The sequence below is a fragment of the Fodinibius sp. AD559 genome, from assembly GCF_052712805.1.
In genome coordinates, this window is sequence record NZ_JBQPVW010000008.1 from 1 (window position 1) to 16,630 (window position 16,630).

Here is a 16,630-nt window from a genome sequence, read left to right on the forward strand (position 1 = left end):
GCTACCACCAAAATCGCCCCGTCCATCTGGGCCGCTCCCGTCACCATGTTCTTGACGTAGTCGGCGTGGCCCGGGCAGTCCACGTGCGCATAGTGGCGCGCTTCGGTTTCGTACTCGACGTGCGCCGTCGAGATCGTTATGCCCCGCTCTTTCTCCTCGGGGGCGTTGTCAATGTCGACAAACTGCTTGGCTACCCCGCCGTGGTGCTTGGCCATTACGGTCGTAATCGCCGCCGTCAGGGTCGTCTTCCCGTGGTCTACGTGACCTATCGTTCCTATGTTTACATGTGGCTTGTTTCGCTGAAATGTCTCTTTTGCCATGAGTAAATAAGTTTACAGTTAAATGTTCAGAATCACATCAATAATTATTTCTGCACTTGCAGAGCCGTTAGTCGGAATTGAACCGACGACCCCTTCCTTACCATGGAAGTGCTCTACCCCTGAGCTATAACGGCTTGTGCTTGTCCCGCATGGGGCTGAGCGGGCGACCGGAGTCGAACCGGCAACATTCACCTTGGAAGGGTGACACTCTACCAATTGAGTTACGCCCGCTTAGTGTGGGGGGAGAAGGATTCGAACCTTCGAAGGCTTGCGCCAACAGATTTACAGTCTGCCCCAGTTGGCCGCTTTGGTATCCCCCCGCGAAATCAGTATGTCAAATTCAACTTCGGCCAAACTTTTAAAACACCCGATGAACCAAGTGAGCCAGCGACCGGATTCGAACCGATGACCGGCTGTTTACAAGACAGCTGCTCTACCCCTGAGCTACGCTGGCTTATCGAGTCTTTTTCCATATTTTGGGCTGGCGTTCTAATGCAACAATCAGCCCTTGGCCGAAAGACTCCAAAACTAAGTACAGTTTTCATTTTTGTCAACACAAAATCACTAATTAAATCTTTTTTCTTGGCAACCTATATAAATCTATCAATTCGGGCTCCGCTTGTTGTAGTAATAGACTATTAGCCTAATTATTATAAATATAGCAATACCTGCTAAAATTATTCTCCCATAAATTGAGAGATATTTTCCAATAAGTTGCCAATTCTCGTGCACGATCCATCCAAAACCGAGCAAAATACTATTCCATAAAAGAGAACTTATCGTTGAATAGAAAATAGTACTGCTAATACGGGTGTGGCTTACTCCAGCTGTTAATGAAATAACGGATCGAGTACCGGCTAAAAAACGATTTGCCAGCACGACCCCCATCCCCCACCGCCGCATCCATGAACGTACTTTGTTCAAATACTTCAGCGGAATAAATCGAAGTAGCCAAAACTGCTTCTTTTTTTGCTGAATTAACGTCCCCCACCGACTGCCAATCCAATACATACTCATAAACCCTATTACTGAAGCTATAGTGGTAAGCAGTAAAACCGGAATCAATCCGATAACTGATTCGGCAGCTAAGTATCCCCCAAAAGCAACCAAGACATCACCGGGTATGGGCGGGACAATATTCTCAACATACGCCACCAAAAAGAAAACCAAGTAAATACTTGACGGCGGAAGCGTATTAATAAATTGGACGGTCTCCTGAACAAATTGCTCAGCCATTATTCACTCCCCATCAACAAAACTACTGCTCTTGCTGAAATACCTTTACCACTGCCTTCAAACCCCAACCCTTCGGATGTTGTTGCCTTTACAGATATCTGATCAATACCAACTTTCAGATCTTTCGCAATCACTTGACGCATCTCATCTATATAAGATGCCAATCTGGGTTTTTCAGCTACAACTGTGGCGTCAATATTTCCAACGGAAAATCCCTTTTCCTCAACAAGTACTAATGCTTCTCGCAACAGCACTCTGCTATCAATATCTTCATAATCCTCAGAGGTATCCGGAAAATGTTTTCCTAAATCACCCAATGCACATGCGCCGAGTAAAGCATCCGTGATGGCGTGCAGCAAGACATCCGCATCAGAATGGCCGGACAAGCTTTTTCCAAAGGGGATCTCTACTCCCCCCATAATAAGCGGCCCACCATCTTTAAACTGATGTACGTCGTATCCATATCCGATGCGCATACTATCTATCTTTATTGATTAACAATTCTGCCAGCTCTAAATCCAACGGATAAGTAATCTTAAAATTGGATCGATCTCCTTTTACCATTTTTACCGTCTCACCCAGTCGCTCTACCAAAGAGGCATCATCCGTTCCAACAAAATCATCCTCGATTGCCTGCTTGTAAGCTCGAAGAAGCAAATCCTTTTGAAATACCTGTGGCGTTTGAGTCTGCCATAAAAATTTTCGCGATGGTGTTTCCTTAATTTCCTGCTGATCATCTATCCGCTTGATTGTATCTTTGGCAGGCACTCCCAAAACCGCCCCACCATATTGTTCAGCCGTCTCACAACAATGCTGAATATGATGAAGCTTTACAAAAGGGCGCACGGCATCATGAACAATCACAAGATCACTTCCAGCTATATCTTGCAAAGCATTATATATAGACTCTTGGCGCGTCTCTCCACCCACCAGAGAACTGCCTTTTATCTGTGGCGGAAGTACCTCCTCAAGAATATTTTCAGCTTTTCCCAAAAAGGATGATGAAGTGGCAACCAAAACCTGTTGCAATCCATCGAGCGGTAAAAAACGACGTATAGTCTGCTCCAGAATAGTACGATTTCCCAGCTGTAAAAAAGGTTTGGGAGTATTTTTCTGCATTCGACTTCCCGCTCCTGCAGCCGGAATAATAAGGGCTTTCGTAGTCACAGTTTACAGTATCAGCATTGAGTCACCGAAAGCAAAGAAGCGATAATCATTCTCCTGCGCTTCCTCATAGGCTTCCATCAGAAAATCATACCCGGCAAAAGCAGCGCCCAACATTAGCATTGTTGACTCGGGGCGATGGAAGTTGGTAATCACTCCTTCGGTTATTTTAAAATCATAGGGCGGAAAGATAAATTTATCTGTCCAGCCTGTACCCGGTTTTGAAATCCCACTTGCCGTAATACTTGTTTCAATGGTTCGCACCGAGGTTGTACCACAACCTACAACTTTGCGATCATCGTCGGCCAAGGCTTCGTTAATTTTAGACGAAGTTTCCTCAGATATGTAATAGTTCTCAGAATCCGTCCGGTGCTTCGTCAGATCCTCTACTTCGCACGGACGGAATGTGCCCCATCCGATATGCATAGTAATGGGAAGCATCTCCACGCCTTTATCTTCCAACTTCTCAACCAGCTCCTCAGTAAAGTGCATGGCTGCGAAAGGTGCTGCAACCGATCCACGCTCTTTAGCAAAAATAGTTTGATATTGCTCCTTGTCTTCCTCACGTGCTTCACGCTCAATATAAGGGGGCAGCGGCATCTCACCAATATTATCCAAAATGTGATACAGCTCTTCATTTGATCCTTCAAAAAGAAAACGGATTGTTCGACCCCGGGATGTCGTATTATCGATTACCTCGGCCATCAGGTTGGGTCCGAAGTACAATTTATTTCCAATACGAATTTTCCGTGCAGGCTCAACCAACACGTCCCAAAGCATATTTTCCGGCACCAATTCCCGAAGCAAAAAAACTTCAATATCGGCATCAGTTTTCTCTTTCTTACCCTTTAACCGTGCGGGAAAAACCTTTGTGTTATTATAAATTAAGACATCTCCTTCGTCCAGGTACTTGTGAATGTCTGCAAATGTCTCATGCTTGATGGACTGATCTTCTCGATTCAGAACCATCAGCTTAGCAGCATCACGGGGCTGCACAGGTTCGTCGGGGACATTATAATCTTCTGTATCAAATTTGAAATCGGTAAGTTTCATTATCGAACTATGGGCTTTTATTTGTTTTGCTTAACCGGTATTTTAGTCAGATTCAAAGCGTCCCAAATATACTCTATTTTATCCCGTAGGACAAACGGCAATATTTTGCATGGAGGTGTGCCAGAGCGGTCGAATGGGGCGGTCTCGAAAACCGTTGAACCTTTTCGGTTCCGGGGGTTCGAATCCCTCCACCTCCGCATTGACCTATCTGTACTGTCAATCAATAATACTTCAACAAGGCTTATAATTAGACCTTACTTCGGTTTGTGAAAGTTCTTAAATACCATTCTCAGTTCTTTATCTTAGATATAGACTTTATTATACTTTCTTTGAGAGCTAATCGTTATATTAGCTCTTAAGAGATTAAAAAAACTGGTATTTGTCTTATGATGAAAAAAACAGCGTTTATATCAACGATAACCTTTGTCGTTTTATTTTTGATTGGGCTAAGCTCGGTATCTCATGCACAGCTAAGATCAGAAGCTAATAATAGCTCTGACCTGATGGGGCCAATTGTCAAACAAAATGATCCCAGCCAAGGTGCCGATCTCGGTAATCTGTTTAACATGCAGATGGATCACTCCTACTCGATGATGTTCTCGAGCTCTGGCGGACAGTTTCAAAACATGAACGCCTATACCAACACCATGCATTTCTTCTTTTCGGAAGATTTGACAGGGCGGGTAGATCTGTCGCTACTACATTCACCGTTTGGTAACAGCATGATGTCTCCAAATTCCAATAGCGGTATGGATACCCAGTTTTTAATCCGTAACGCTGAACTTAATTATCAAATAAACGACCAGAGCAATATTAGCATTCATTTCCAGCAGGTACCCAGCTATGGATACGGAATGAATCCATGGTCCTCGAGAATGCGACATAATCCTTTTGCATCACCATTTCATGATCGCAACTTTTGAGTTTCGGATTTATTAATTAATGACATCAAAGAATAGCGAAACGAACTCTTTTACCTTAAACGCAACTATCGGCTTCCTAAGCCTTTTACTGGCAATTCTTATCTTCGGATTATTCACCCGAATTATCTATCCACGCATCGAAAACCAACGAGCAACAAATAATCCGGAATTAATCGGAGATATTATACAACTTGAAGTCCTAAATGGTTGTGGCGTTCCGGGCCTTGCCAACGATTTTACATCCACATTGCGTAAAAACGGTTTTGATGTGGTTGAAACCGGAAACTTCAAAAATTTTGATATGCAAAATACGGTTGTTATAGCACGTACCTTTGATACAAAAAATGCCGAGCGAGTTGCTGATGCACTTGGTATCGCAAAAGAACATGTTTTTATAGAAGCATCAGAAGACTTTTATCTGGATGCCACCGTGGTAATCGGTTCTGATTACAAATCACTCAAATTATAATTCATACTATATGACAAATACATCTCCTGAGAAAGATCAACAATTTAGCAGTTCCAATGACCAGAAGACGGCTGATTCTGATAAACTTATTGAAGTCATTGGCGAAGCCCTTCTTGACCGCAAGGCTGAAGACATCACCGTATTGGATGTTCACGAATTAACTACACTGGCCGATAAATTTGTTATTTGTCATGCCAATACGGATGTACAAATTAAATCTATTGCCGATAACGTCAATAAAGAAACCAAGGAGCAGCTCAATGAAAAAGCCTGGAAAGAGGAAGGGCGGGAAACGCGCCGATGGGTTATTCTTGATTACGTTAATGTTGTAGTTCATATCTTTAAAAAAGAGTTGCGGGAATATTATGCTCTTGAACGAATGTGGAATGATGCATCTGTACGAAAAATAGAAGATAATAAGTAACGTGCGACTACTTCTTTATACCGCTACAATTTTTGTTTTAATCATTAGCTGTGCTTCATCATCACAGAAAAGTAATACAGTGGAATCCTATGAAAACCTGATTTACATTCAGGAACCCGATGATGAACCGTATCAGCAATCAAAAGTGTATATCGATTCTGTTAAAAAGATCACGGATAACAATAAGCAAGTACTGGTGGTCAGCGGAACTTTCCCCGATGCCTGCACAAAACTTCAAAATGTTACTCATCGCACTACCGGCGATTCACTATATTTGGATATCAAGGCGTGGCGCAATCCCGATATGATGTGCTCGCAAGTACTCACTCCCTTCTCATATATTTATAATAACATCACCGAAAAAGAACTAAGCACTCACACAAAGGTAATAATTAACGCCAGCTCATACAGTTTGTAAGGTTTTATGTCTAACCGCGTCCTCATTACAGAGCCCATTATTCCATCCGTAATTGATAAACTTGAAAAACGGTATCAGGTAGATGTTGGCGAACGAGGCACCTACAATGATGAGCAGGCTCTGATTGATGATATTCCCGGTTATGATGCACTACTGCCGATGCTTTCCAATCCAATCACAGAAAAAGTTATAGCTGCGGGGTCAAACCTTGAAATTATTGCTAATCATGCGGTAGGTTATAACAACATCGATATTAAAGCAGCCCAAAAACATAATGTAGCTGTGGCCAATACCCCGGACGTGCTCACCGATTCCTGTGCAGAATTTACGATCGGACTCATGTTGGCCGTATCGCGCCGCCTGTTTGAAGCCCAGGAATATCTTTTGGACGGAAACTTCAACAACTGGGAACCGCTCGGATTCTTAGGAAAAGAACTAAACGGCAGCACGCTTGGCATTATTGGTATGGGACGAATTGGCACGGGCGTAGCTCGCAGAGCCAAAGCCCTGGGGATGGAGATCTGCTACCACAACCGAAGCAAAGTAGATCCTGATCTGGAACAAGAACTCGATGCCCAATACTGCGCAACTGTTAAAGAGCTTGTCACACAATCGGATATTATAACCCTCCACTGTCCACTCACCGATGAAACCCATCACCTCATCAATGATGAGATACTCTCCTTAATGCCAGAAGATGCTATTTTGATTAACACGTCGCGCGGACCTGTGGTTGACGAAGAGGCCCTTGCCCAAGCCCTCCACAATGGATTGATCGGTGGCGCCGGATTGGATGTCTTTGAAAATGAGCCAGAACTTCACCCTAAACTTAAAACAGCGCCAAACTGCATTCGAACACCCCATATTGCCAGTGCCAGCTTTCAAACTCGCGAAGCTATTGGCATGCTTGCCGCTGATGCTATCATTGGAATATTAGAAGGTCAGCCACCTTCCGAAATTCCCAACTTGATTCAGCCTTAATTTCGGTTCATATTCCGTAATAAGGAACCGATTGATGTGGCTATGATGAACTTCTCCTCAAAAAAACAACTCTATCACTGGCTGGGCTGGTCATTGCTGGCTTTGCTTGTGACCCTATTACTTCTCGAAGGGTGGCGCTACGGCGTAAAGCCTTCAGCCACAACGAACAAAGAAGTCATCGAAAGCAGTCTTGACAGAGCCACCGATTACTTCCTGGAGAAACAGGAAAAACTGCTATCCGACTCACAAAATCTGGCGAACGCACTTCAAGCACCACTTCTTCAAAGCAGATCTGACCAATATCTTTATAATACACTGAATCAAATTCCAGCCCTATGGAGTGCAGCCCTATATCATGAAAATGAACCCGTCATTTGGAGGGGATTTGCCCTACAAAACACAACACAAGTACAAGACCGGGATCCCTCCGCTCCTGATCTCATCCTCAAGAGGCATAACAATGTAATTTATTGGGAGTGCCACATTCCGTTCAGCATCCAAGACAGTTCAGACACAATCAACTACGACCTTTTTACCACCTATCGGGTCCAACAAAATAATCCGCTTTCTATTGGAAGTGAAAGTGAATTCAGCCTGTTTAACTCGGATGACTTTTCAACTTCGTATCCTCTCAATTTTAGTATTTTTAGTGCCCCCCCTGCCCAAACCGTCCAAACTCAGACATTAACAAACTTGGAGGGCGATTCCGTTGGTGTGGTTTACGCGACCTCCGATGAATTCGAGCAAACCCGAACAGAATGGGAAGAAAATAACACCTTTTGGCGATCCATCTTTGCTGCCCTTAGCTTTGTACTTATTATTTCTATTCTCTTTATAGCTGCCCAAAATCTTTCATTGTGGAAAGCCCTCTTGGTACAACTACTGTTTGTCATACTTGGATGGACAATTTTCTCGTATTCAAGTTTATTATCATACTGGATACTTTCGATCTCTTCATCCGGTAGTACAGAGTGGGTTAACTTAGTCACCAACCTAAGTGCTTCATTTATAAACGCTGCTTTTGCCCTTATTGCCTCTTGGGTAATCAAACAAAAACTGCAGAACTATAAACACGAACTCAAAGCCGACTGGTATTTAAGCATCATAAGTTTAGCCGCAATTTTTGGAGTCGTTAACGCATTGGCCATACTCAGTTTCTTTAAAATGCTTTTCCAAGCGGCCAATAATGCAGGCGTTGCTATTCTGGACTTGCGTATTTTTCCAGAACCCGGAACCATTATTTTGTATCTGGTACTTGGGGTAGCAATCTTAGCTGCCGGTAATATATTAGTTCTCTTAAATCGAATGCTACTTCGGTTCTCCAGGGAGCACCTTAAACTCACTTCATCCGTTTTATCCACCAGCTTTATTATTAGCTTATTTGTTGCCCAGCTATTTATTCCCGAACGGTTTATTTTCAATTGGATGTTCTACAGCAGCATTATGGGATTCATCATTGTGCTGACTATTGCTATTGCCTATGAAGCAAATCTAAAAAAGCTAACTAATAAATCCCACCTGAGAAAAGCTATCATTGGATCCTTTTTAATTGCGATTGTCTGTTTACCCGCATTATATCAGGCAGCGCTCAATAGCACCGATGACAAACTATGGCAGCGTGCATCAAGCTATGCCCAAGAAGAGGATCATTTTGCAGAACACCTTACCCGCAACTTACTCATCAAACTTGAGGAAAGTTTTCGGGGTATTACCACACAAGATCTACAAGAAAACAGATCCAATTTACAAACCCGATTTACCCAAACAATACGGGATTATATTTCTCCCAGGAGCAATACCTATTCATTAAATCTTCAGCTTGTTAATTCATCAGGAGAACTAATTGGCGATTATGCCACCGACCTTAACTCCCCCAACTGGGTCAACAGATATAACATATCGACGCTACAGATCGTCACTGAAATTGAGCAGATCACCAAGTCCACGATCAGGCCGGTCGTTCAATTACCACAACTCATCAATCAGCAAGAGTATCGTACCTTTTATCGCGGCTGGATTCCCGTTTTTGGAATTTCTGATCAAGAACCTATTGCCTGGATTCTTTGCTCGGTATACCAAGAACGTCCGGAATACAACAAACCCATCCGTACAGTTATGTCCAGGCTTAGCTTTGAAGATTTAAACACCCCTTATCTCTTGCAAAAGTTCCAAAACGGAGAGCTTATAAATTCTGTACAGCAAGGCTTTACCAACTATTTTCCAAAGTACCGCACCTTAGAAGAGAATCAACTTAAGGCTTTACAAGATGATACCCTCATCTATGTAACCAACCAAACAGACACATTTTCGTACCGTACATTATTTTGGAATGAGTCCCCGGATAACATCATCAAAGCAAGTACTACACTACCCGGTTATAGAGTTATTCTCTTTTCATTTTTTCGTTTTAGCTTTTTCCTCTTGTTAATAAGTGGCGTTATTTTACTAATCAGGCAGGTACTTCCAAGATTCAACTTTCGATTTATCGGCTCCAATGTGCGTTTTCAGGATCGCCTTATCGACAGCTTTTTACTGGCAACGCTGATCTTTCTGGGATTCCTTATTGCCTCATCCCATTATGCTATCAAACAACAAAATCGTGATATCGTGCGGCAAGAGCTGGTCGATAAGCTCCAGCGACTCTCCAACACTATTGAGTCGAACCAAGCTATCCGCAATAAAAGCCAACTCGGTTCTTCTTTTTCGCTGGACTCTCTAACCACTCCACTTGAGGTAGACGCCAGCTTTTATACCGAACGAACCGTTACAGAAACCACAACCCCACAGATTTACCAGCAGCATCTCTTGCCCGCAGCTCTGCCTTATGATATTTACCATCAGCTAAATAATCGTGATCGCCAAGATGCTTATTCTAATGTTCAGCTGGCAGGACAAAACCTACTTATTGGCTACCGTACCATCCTAAATAATCAAAATACACCTATAGCTACTATCGCTATTCCCACGTTTTTGGAATCCCCAAAATACGACCAGCAGCTGCTTGAAACCATCAGCTACCTTATTCTCGTTTACCTGTTTGTATTTGGATTATTTATCCTTGCCTCAACCTTTATTTCAAAACAACTCACACGCCCATTGGTTTACATCCAACGAGGTCTAAACAAAATATCTGGCGGGAATCTCGATACCACTATCCCTGTTACCAGTGACGATGAAATTGGAAATCTTGCCGAGGCTTATAACAACATGGTTTCGCGACTTAAAAAGCTTCAAAAAGAGTTGGCCGCCGCCGAACGTGAAGCCGCCTGGAAAGAGATGGCCCAGCAGGTAGCCCACGAGATCAAAAATCCGCTAACACCGATGAAGCTGAACGTTCAACACTTAGAACGACAGCTCAAAAGCGACAGGCATAATCCCGAAGAGCTTAAAAAAAACGTACAGCAAATTACTGCCAACCTGATTGAACAAATTCAGTCGCTCAGCAATATTGCATCTGACTTTTCAAAATTTTCACAACCACTAACCGAAGATTTTAAGGAGGTTGACTTAAAGACCATTTTAACTTCGGTCGCAAAACTCTATGAGCACGATGAAAAAGTTACTATCACCTTGGAGATGCCGCAGCATCCGGTGCAGGTTCAAGGTATTCAGGATGAGCTAAAACGCGTCATCATTAACCTCGTTAAAAATGCATATGAGGCTATGCCCGATGAGGACGGAGAAATTGTACTTCGGCTGTACCATCATCTACAAAACGTATTTATTGAGGTAGAAGATAACGGCAGCGGTATTGCCGAGGAAGATCGTCCCAACATTTTTGTGCCCAACTTCTCGACCAAATCCAGCGGCACCGGCCTGGGACTGGCGATCTGTAAAAAGATTATTGAGGCGCACGAAGGCAGTATTAGCTTTGCATCAGTCGAAGACGAAGGCACTACTTTTGTGATTAAGTTACCTCAAAAGTAACTGCAGATCTCGGCTTACTTTTCCCTCTCTTTTTTTGTACCATACGCGATTCCCTGAAATCAGAAATTTCTCTTCCCTGAAGCAGTATATTCTTCAATGCTTGCTTATTTAAAATCCAAAAAATACAATCTGCGCAAAGAAGCCGGTATTACGCTCAAAATCGGTCTGCCCGTGATCATCGCCCAACTACTGCAAATGTCGATGAACTTTGTGGATACGGTGATGGCGGGTAATCTTTCGGCGCAAGATCTCGCGGCGGTAGCAGTTGGTGGAGCTGTTTTTATGCCCTTCATGATGCTGGCGGCCGGTACGCTCATGGCGCTCACTCCTATCGTGGCCCAACATATCGGTGGACGTAATTTTGATGAAATTGGTGTTAACGTACGACAAGGCCTCTGGCTCTCCCTCTTTCTTGCCATCCCCATTTTTTTTCTGATCCGGAACCTCGAATTCGTAATGTACTTTCTGGACATTACACCAGAAATAATCCCACTCTCACAGGGTTATCTGGATGCTATTTCCTGGGGTATTTTTGGTGTTTGCGGATATATGGCCCTTCGCTTTTTCAACGAAGGGATGTCGGCAACACGTCCCGCCATGTACTTCGCTCTTATCGGCGTCTTTGTCAACGTTGGAGCCAACTACGTGCTCATGTACGGGCATCTCGGCTTCCCCGAACTGGGAGCCGTCGGCTGCGGATACGCTTCATCCCTCGTAGGTTACGTGATGTTCTTGGGAATGCTCCTTTTCACAATGAACCACAAACCATACGACCGATTCGAAATATTTTCAACCTGGCGACTTCCGGAATGGAAATACCTGAAAGAACTCCTGCAAGTAGGCGTTCCCATCGGACTTAGCTCTACCATGGAAGTTACCATGTTTGCTCTGGTCAGCTTACTGATGGGATCGCTCAGCGCTGTGGCCGTAGCCGGTCACCAGGTTGCCTTAAACTTCTCGGCGATGACCTTTATGGTTCCTTTCGGACTTTCAACTGCTATCACTACACGCGTTGGCAACGCCATCGGCAAAGGATCTATAGGCGAAGCTCGTAAACGAGGTTATCTTGGCATTGCCATAGCTACCTTTTTCATGAGCATTACCGCCATAATTATATATCTCTTCCCAGAACTCATTACCAGTATGTATACCCAGGATGCCGAAGTACAACGAGTTGCTGTTAGTTTATTATATATGGCTGCCATCTTCCAAATTTCAGACGGATTGCAAGTGAGCGGTTATGGTGCACTGCGCGGCCTAAAAGATACCACTGTTCCCATGGTTGTTAATTTTATCGCCTACTGGATGGTAGGCCTGCCGCTCGGTTACTACTTAGGAATTACTCGCGACATTGGACCACAGGGATTATGGATGGGACTTATTGCCGGTCTGACAATCGCTGCCATCTTACACAACATTCGATTTTATCTACTTACTAAAAACAAGTCGTAATTAGGAATTCGGAATTTTTACTACAAAATTAGGGTATTATAGAGTACACCCTCTAACCTTCTAATTTAACGGTAGATGTCAGTTTACATCCAAAACATTTCCACGGTGGTTCCCGAGCACTCGTATGATCAAGCCTTTCTGCGCAACCGCATGAAAGAATATATCGGCGACAAAGAAATCACACAACGCATTATTCATCGTATTTATTCAAAGTCGGGGATTAACAAGCGCCATACCGTTATCCCTGATTTTAACGCCAACGGTGATCCCCGCTTTTTCTTCCAGGAGGATGGCACCCTAAACGTACCCACTACCGGAGATCGCAACAAGCTCTACGTTCAGAAAGCCAAACAACTTTTTGTCAAAACTGCTCGACAAACTATTACCGAGAATCCATCGGTAAATCGTGAGGATATCACACATGTTATAACCGTTTCCTGCACGGGATTTTTTGCTCCGGAACCCGGATTCGAAATTATCCAAAAATTGGGGTTACCAACATCTACCCAACGTTTCCATCTTGGTTTTATGGGATGTTTTGCCGCCTTTCCCGCTATGAAAATGGCCAAAGCTTTTTGTGAGTCTCAACCTGATGCCAAAGTGCTCATTGTTTGTCTTGAACTCTGTTCCATCCACCTGCAACCTTCGGAAGTCACCGATAATTTGATTTCTGCATCCGTATTTGCCGACGGTGCAGCAGGAGTTTTAATCAGCAAAAATAAACCGAAATCTACCGCCAGTTTTGAGCTAACCCAGTTTACCACCTCCATCGCCCAAGAAAGTGAAAAAGATATGGCGTGGACAATCGGCGATACCGGCTTTGATATGATATTATCTACTTATGTGCCGGATATTATCGAGGCGAATCTTAAGCAATCGATCCAACCATTGTTTGCGAATTACCAGCTTACTGCGGATGATATTAATCACTGGGCACTTCATCCCGGCGGACGTGCCATTCTCGATAAAGTACAAAAAAGCTTTGGGCTGGAGGAGGCGCAAATCTCCCCATCCCGAAAGGTGCTGGCCGACTACGGAAATATGAGCAGTGCTACAATCCTATTTGTATTAAAAGATTTGTTAAATCGGCCAGCTTCAAAAAAACAAGAAGCTGTTCTGGCGATGGCCTTTGGGCCGGGATTAACCATCGAAAGTGGATTACTCCAAAAAATCCAGTCAAGCTGATGCCTCTGTTTTTATCACATCGAGATATCGAGAGCAAAGAACGCATGGATGATCCCCATTGCAATGTGGACAAACTACAAAATACCTATCAGCAGTTTAGCCAGATCAATGCATTAATATCGCAATGGCGACCTATCTATAAGAAGTATATTCGCCCACAACTTGACCAGCATTCGCAATTTTCGTTTTTGGATATCGGCTTTGGCGGAGGTGATATTCCCACAAAGTTAGCCGAGTGGTTGCAAGAGGATGGAATAAACTTCAAAATTACAGCTATTGATCCCGATCCTCGGGCAATAGAATTTGTACAAACACTTGAACTGCCCTCAAATATTGAATTCTTGCAATGCGGACTCTCAGAATTGGATGCAAATACACAACAATTCGACTTCGTTCTATCTAACCATCTGATTCATCACCTGGATGAGCAGAAACTCTTACCTATACTGGAACAGGCAAGAAAATTATGCTCAAAATCGGTCATTTTTAACGATCTGCGCAGAAGCGATTGGGCTTACCTGTTTTTCAATATCTTTTCTCGACCCTTTTTCCGAGATTCTTTCATCACCGAAGATGGACTCATATCCATCAAGCGAAGCTACACCAAAAAAGAATTGAGAACAGTTGTCCCGCCAGATTGGAATGTTCAAAACCTCTTCCCCTTTCGCTTATTGGTGACATACAATCATGAATAATATTTCTGAGACATATCAGGTGGCCATTGTTGGCGGTGGTCCGGTGGGACTCTACCTGGGCTTGTGTCTTGAACAAGCAGGCATTTCGAATATTATCCTTGAAAAAAGATCTGCACCACGCCCCGGCTCTCGGTCTCTGGGTATTCACCCGATCTCGTTGGAGCTGTTTAAGGAGTTAAATATTGTCAACAATTTTATTCGGGATGGGGTAAAAATCCATAAAGGACACGCTTTTGTAAACACCAAAAAGCTGGGCACCCTGTCTTTTCAAAGCTGCCCGAAGCCTTTCAACTTTATTTTAGCTCTCCCTCAATACCGAACCGAATCGCTGCTCGAACAGGCCTTGACCGAACGAAATCCTAATATCCTGCTCCGCAATGCAGCGGTCAATACCATCACAGATAATGGCCAACATGTTGACATTACCTTTAAGCACAACGGGAAAAGCCATACTATCCGATCAGAATATCTGGTGGGATGTGACGGTAAAAATAGCTTAGTTCGCAGGCAAAGCGGAATCTCATTCAAGGGACAATATTATCCCGATACCTATATCATGGGCGATTTTTCTGACAACACTGATTTTGGTTCTGATGCGGCTATTTTTATATGCGATGAGGGACTTATTGAATCCTTTCCGCTACCCAATAACCGCCGGCGATGGGTGGTTAAAACAACTGATTACATTGATGATGTTTCAAAAGAACAGCTGACATCAAGTGTTTTTAATAGGATTGGCCATTCACTGAGCGATACTGAGTATAATATGCTCAGCAGCTTTGGCGTACAGAAGCTAATTGCTGATTCTATGGTTAAAGATCACACAATTTTAGTCGGAGATGCTGCCCATATCGTAAGTCCTATAGGCGGACAGGGAATGAATTTGGGCTGGCTTGATGCCCACGATTTAGCAAATATATTACCTCAGGTGTTGGGCAATAGCTTCCAGAAAGATGCGATCCTAAATCAGTATCAAAAACGAAGAAAACACGCCGCTAAAATTGCGATCCGAAGAGCCGAGATGAATATGAAGTTAGGTAGAAAAATTACGACTCCATTTTTTCGAGAAATGATGGTTTCCCTGATGCTGAAGCCCCCTATCTCTCAACTCATGGCTAATATTTTTACGATGCGCGGTATTGAAAAATGGCCAATTTAGACTGTTCCGACCTTATTTATCAAAACGAATTAAAAAGGTAGTTCCATCCCCTCGTTGAATATCTATATCTGCTTCGAGCCTGCGAATAAGTACATCAATAAGCCATCCGCCAACTGAGCCCGATTCAGTGATCGAAAAATCCTCCCCAAGTCCAGTCCCGTTATCCGAAACTTTAAACTCAATCACTTCATCATTTATTTCGCTCAGCTCGATAATAATTCTGGGATTCTCGATTTCTTCATCAAAAGCATGCTTATAGCAATTCACCAATAATTCGTTGAGAAGCAACCCACAACTCATGGCGCGGTCAGTATCCAAAGATACATCATCAGCCTTTACTTTTATTTTAACATCTCGTGAAGCATGGGATAAGATGTTAGCAATCTTACTGGATAACCGCTCAACATATAACTTCAGCTTAATCTCATTACCGGGCTTATTGTTATACAGAAAATCATGTACCTCTGTCATCGACTTAATACGAGCCATCGTTTTCTGCAAGGCTTCCTTGGCCGTCTTATCTTCAACATCAGGTAGCTCCAACTCTATTAATGCCGTTATCGTAGATAAGTTATTCTTTAACCGGTGATGTACCTCTGTCAGCATCAGATCTCGTTCTTCGAGCTTATCTTGAACTTCCTGCAGTTCTCTACTTCGTTCAATAGCCAATGCCACATGATCAGCCAGCGCCTCAAATACAGGAATATCCTGATCAGTAAAATCACCGTTGCGCCTATTTAAAGCCTGTAATACTCCGATAACTTTTTTATTACTGTTTCTAAGGGGTACGCAAATGATGTTTTCGCTGGTAAAGTTTTCAGATATATCACCAGCAAACAGATCACTTTTAGTTACATCATTAGAATAGAATGGTTCTTTATTTTTAATGACCCAACCGCCAATTCCCGTCCCCTCTTCAATTCTTTTTCCCTTGATCTCTTTTTTAACCGGGCCCGTAGGCATACTAACTATTAACTCTCCGGTATCTTCATCTAAAAGCATCAATGAGCTGGCTTCTGTATTCATCACGTTTTGCACGACTTCAATACTCTCTTGCAAAACGGCATGTAACTTAACAGCCTTATTAACACTGTTGATATTATTTAGCAGAATCTGAAGACTACTACTTGTTTTATTATCATATGATATTTTGCCTGCTATCTTATCTCTGTTAGGTGATGACATTTTAACCTCAAACCCGATTTACCTTATTTTTTTTACTCT

The 16,630-nt window shown here is 43.1% G+C and carries 16 protein-coding genes and 5 tRNA genes; 11 read left to right on the forward strand and 10 right to left on the reverse strand.

All coding sequences use genetic code 11. The annotated features are described in order from the left end of the window. From ACQ4LT_RS13265 to queA, 9 genes are all read right to left on the reverse strand, one after another. Positions 1 to 320: GTP-binding protein (locus ACQ4LT_RS13265; protein WP_445666547.1), on the reverse strand; the 320-nt coding region annotated here is incomplete at its 3' end. Between the two features lie 62 nt (positions 321 to 382). Then, positions 383 to 454: transfer RNA gene (locus ACQ4LT_RS13270), tRNA-Thr, on the reverse strand. A gap of 24 nt (positions 455 to 478) precedes the next feature. Then, a tRNA-Gly gene (locus ACQ4LT_RS13275) sits at positions 479 to 551 on the reverse strand. Between the two features lie 6 nt (positions 552 to 557). Beyond that, positions 558 to 640 (reverse strand) — tRNA-Tyr (locus ACQ4LT_RS13280). A 62-nt stretch (positions 641 to 702) separates the two neighbouring features. Then, a tRNA-Thr gene (locus ACQ4LT_RS13285) sits at positions 703 to 774 on the reverse strand. 149 nt (positions 775 to 923) lie between these two features. Continuing rightward, the gene (locus ACQ4LT_RS13290) at positions 924 to 1,556 is read right to left on the reverse strand and encodes a DedA family protein (protein WP_445666548.1); all 633 of its coding nucleotides are present in this window, start codon (positions 1,554 to 1,556) and stop codon (positions 924 to 926) included. Beyond that, on the reverse strand, positions 1,556 to 2,032 hold the full coding sequence (gene ispF / locus ACQ4LT_RS13295) for a 2-C-methyl-D-erythritol 2,4-cyclodiphosphate synthase (RefSeq protein WP_445666549.1): 477 nt from the start codon (positions 2,030 to 2,032) through the stop codon (positions 1,556 to 1,558). Before ispF ends, ACQ4LT_RS13290 begins: the two co-directional genes overlap by 1 nt. Before the next feature lies 1 nt (position 2,033). Continuing rightward, the gene (gene ispD / locus ACQ4LT_RS13300) at positions 2,034 to 2,723 is read right to left on the reverse strand and encodes a 2-C-methyl-D-erythritol 4-phosphate cytidylyltransferase (RefSeq protein ID WP_445666550.1); all 690 of its coding nucleotides are present in this window, start codon (positions 2,721 to 2,723) and stop codon (positions 2,034 to 2,036) included. A gap of 3 nt (positions 2,724 to 2,726) precedes the next feature. Next, positions 2,727 to 3,773: a tRNA preQ1(34) S-adenosylmethionine ribosyltransferase-isomerase QueA gene (gene queA, locus ACQ4LT_RS13305; protein WP_445666551.1), complete on the reverse strand. Its 1,047-nt coding sequence runs from the start codon at positions 3,771 to 3,773 to the stop codon at positions 2,727 to 2,729. A gap of 111 nt (positions 3,774 to 3,884) precedes the next feature. Between queA and ACQ4LT_RS13310 the strand changes: the two genes are divergently transcribed. From ACQ4LT_RS13310 to ACQ4LT_RS13360, 11 genes are all read left to right on the forward strand, one after another. Beyond that, a tRNA-Ser gene (locus ACQ4LT_RS13310) sits at positions 3,885 to 3,970 on the forward strand. Positions 3,971 to 4,159: 189 nt separating this feature from the next. Beyond that, on the forward strand, positions 4,160 to 4,696 hold the full coding sequence (locus tag ACQ4LT_RS13315) for a hypothetical protein (protein WP_445666552.1): 537 nt from the start codon (positions 4,160 to 4,162) through the stop codon (positions 4,694 to 4,696). 19 nt (positions 4,697 to 4,715) lie between these two features. Next, positions 4,716 to 5,165: a LytR C-terminal domain-containing protein gene (locus ACQ4LT_RS13320; protein WP_445666553.1), complete on the forward strand. Its 450-nt coding sequence runs from the start codon at positions 4,716 to 4,718 to the stop codon at positions 5,163 to 5,165. 10 nt (positions 5,166 to 5,175) lie between these two features. Continuing rightward, on the forward strand, positions 5,176 to 5,589 hold the full coding sequence (gene rsfS, locus ACQ4LT_RS13325; RefSeq protein WP_445666554.1) for a ribosome silencing factor: 414 nt from the start codon (positions 5,176 to 5,178) through the stop codon (positions 5,587 to 5,589). Between the two features lies 1 nt (position 5,590). Beyond that, the gene (locus tag ACQ4LT_RS13330; RefSeq protein ID WP_445666555.1) at positions 5,591 to 6,007 is read left to right on the forward strand and encodes a hypothetical protein; all 417 of its coding nucleotides are present in this window, start codon (positions 5,591 to 5,593) and stop codon (positions 6,005 to 6,007) included. 6 nt (positions 6,008 to 6,013) lie between these two features. Further along, the gene (locus tag ACQ4LT_RS13335) at positions 6,014 to 6,988 is read left to right on the forward strand and encodes a 2-hydroxyacid dehydrogenase (RefSeq protein ID WP_445666556.1); all 975 of its coding nucleotides are present in this window, start codon (positions 6,014 to 6,016) and stop codon (positions 6,986 to 6,988) included. 42 nt (positions 6,989 to 7,030) lie between these two features. After that, positions 7,031 to 10,915 (forward strand): ATP-binding protein, encoded by a 3,885-nt coding sequence (locus ACQ4LT_RS13340; protein ID WP_445666557.1) that lies wholly within the window; start codon positions 7,031 to 7,033, stop codon positions 10,913 to 10,915. A 96-nt stretch (positions 10,916 to 11,011) separates the two neighbouring features. Beyond that, positions 11,012 to 12,367, forward strand: a complete 1,356-nt coding sequence (locus ACQ4LT_RS13345; RefSeq protein WP_445666558.1) for an MATE family efflux transporter — start codon at positions 11,012 to 11,014, stop codon at positions 12,365 to 12,367. Between the two features lie 75 nt (positions 12,368 to 12,442). Beyond that, positions 12,443 to 13,552, forward strand: a complete 1,110-nt coding sequence (locus tag ACQ4LT_RS13350) for a type III polyketide synthase (protein ID WP_445666559.1) — start codon at positions 12,443 to 12,445, stop codon at positions 13,550 to 13,552. After that, entirely contained in the window at positions 13,552 to 14,247 is a 696-nt protein-coding gene (locus ACQ4LT_RS13355) for a methyltransferase domain-containing protein (protein ID WP_445666560.1), read from the forward strand. The genes ACQ4LT_RS13350 and ACQ4LT_RS13355 overlap by 1 nt, the downstream gene beginning before the upstream one ends. Then, positions 14,240 to 15,406, forward strand: coding sequence for an FAD-dependent monooxygenase (locus ACQ4LT_RS13360; RefSeq protein ID WP_445666561.1), 1,167 nt, complete (start codon positions 14,240 to 14,242; stop codon positions 15,404 to 15,406). The genes ACQ4LT_RS13355 and ACQ4LT_RS13360 overlap by 8 nt, the downstream gene beginning before the upstream one ends. Before the next feature lie 12 nt (positions 15,407 to 15,418). Here ACQ4LT_RS13360 and ACQ4LT_RS13365 read toward each other — a convergent pair whose 3' ends face one another. Next, a complete protein-coding gene (locus tag ACQ4LT_RS13365) occupies positions 15,419 to 16,591 on the reverse strand; it encodes a histidine kinase dimerization/phosphoacceptor domain -containing protein (RefSeq protein ID WP_445666562.1) in 1,173 nt (390 codons plus the stop codon). Positions 16,592 to 16,630: the final 39 nt, after the last annotated feature.

Bases quoted from the DNA above. Each gene is read 5' to 3' on its own strand.
- ACQ4LT_RS13335 (WP_445666556.1), top strand. From the start codon at position 6,014: ATGTCTAACCGCGTCCTCATTACAGAGCCCATTATTCCATCCGTAATT.
- queA (WP_445666551.1), bottom strand. From the start codon at position 3,773: ATGAAACTTACCGATTTCAAATTTGATACAGAAGATTATAATGTCCCC.
- ACQ4LT_RS13355 (WP_445666560.1), top strand. From the start codon at position 13,552: ATGCCTCTGTTTTTATCACATCGAGATATCGAGAGCAAAGAACGCATG.
- ACQ4LT_RS13320 (WP_445666553.1), top strand. From the start codon at position 4,716: ATGACATCAAAGAATAGCGAAACGAACTCTTTTACCTTAAACGCAACT.
- ACQ4LT_RS13350 (WP_445666559.1), top strand. From the start codon at position 12,443: ATGTCAGTTTACATCCAAAACATTTCCACGGTGGTTCCCGAGCACTCG.
- rsfS (WP_445666554.1), top strand. From the start codon at position 5,176: ATGACAAATACATCTCCTGAGAAAGATCAACAATTTAGCAGTTCCAAT.
- ispF (WP_445666549.1), bottom strand. From the start codon at position 2,032: ATGCGCATCGGATATGGATACGACGTACATCAGTTTAAAGATGGTGGG.
- ACQ4LT_RS13340 (WP_445666557.1), top strand. From the start codon at position 7,031: ATGATGAACTTCTCCTCAAAAAAACAACTCTATCACTGGCTGGGCTGG.
- ACQ4LT_RS13360 (WP_445666561.1), top strand. From the start codon at position 14,240: ATGAATAATATTTCTGAGACATATCAGGTGGCCATTGTTGGCGGTGGT.
- ACQ4LT_RS13345 (WP_445666558.1), top strand. From the start codon at position 11,012: ATGCTTGCTTATTTAAAATCCAAAAAATACAATCTGCGCAAAGAAGCC.
- ACQ4LT_RS13315 (WP_445666552.1), top strand. From the start codon at position 4,160: ATGATGAAAAAAACAGCGTTTATATCAACGATAACCTTTGTCGTTTTA.
- ACQ4LT_RS13365 (WP_445666562.1), bottom strand. From the start codon at position 16,591: ATGTCATCACCTAACAGAGATAAGATAGCAGGCAAAATATCATATGAT.
- ACQ4LT_RS13290 (WP_445666548.1), bottom strand. From the start codon at position 1,556: ATGGCTGAGCAATTTGTTCAGGAGACCGTCCAATTTATTAATACGCTT.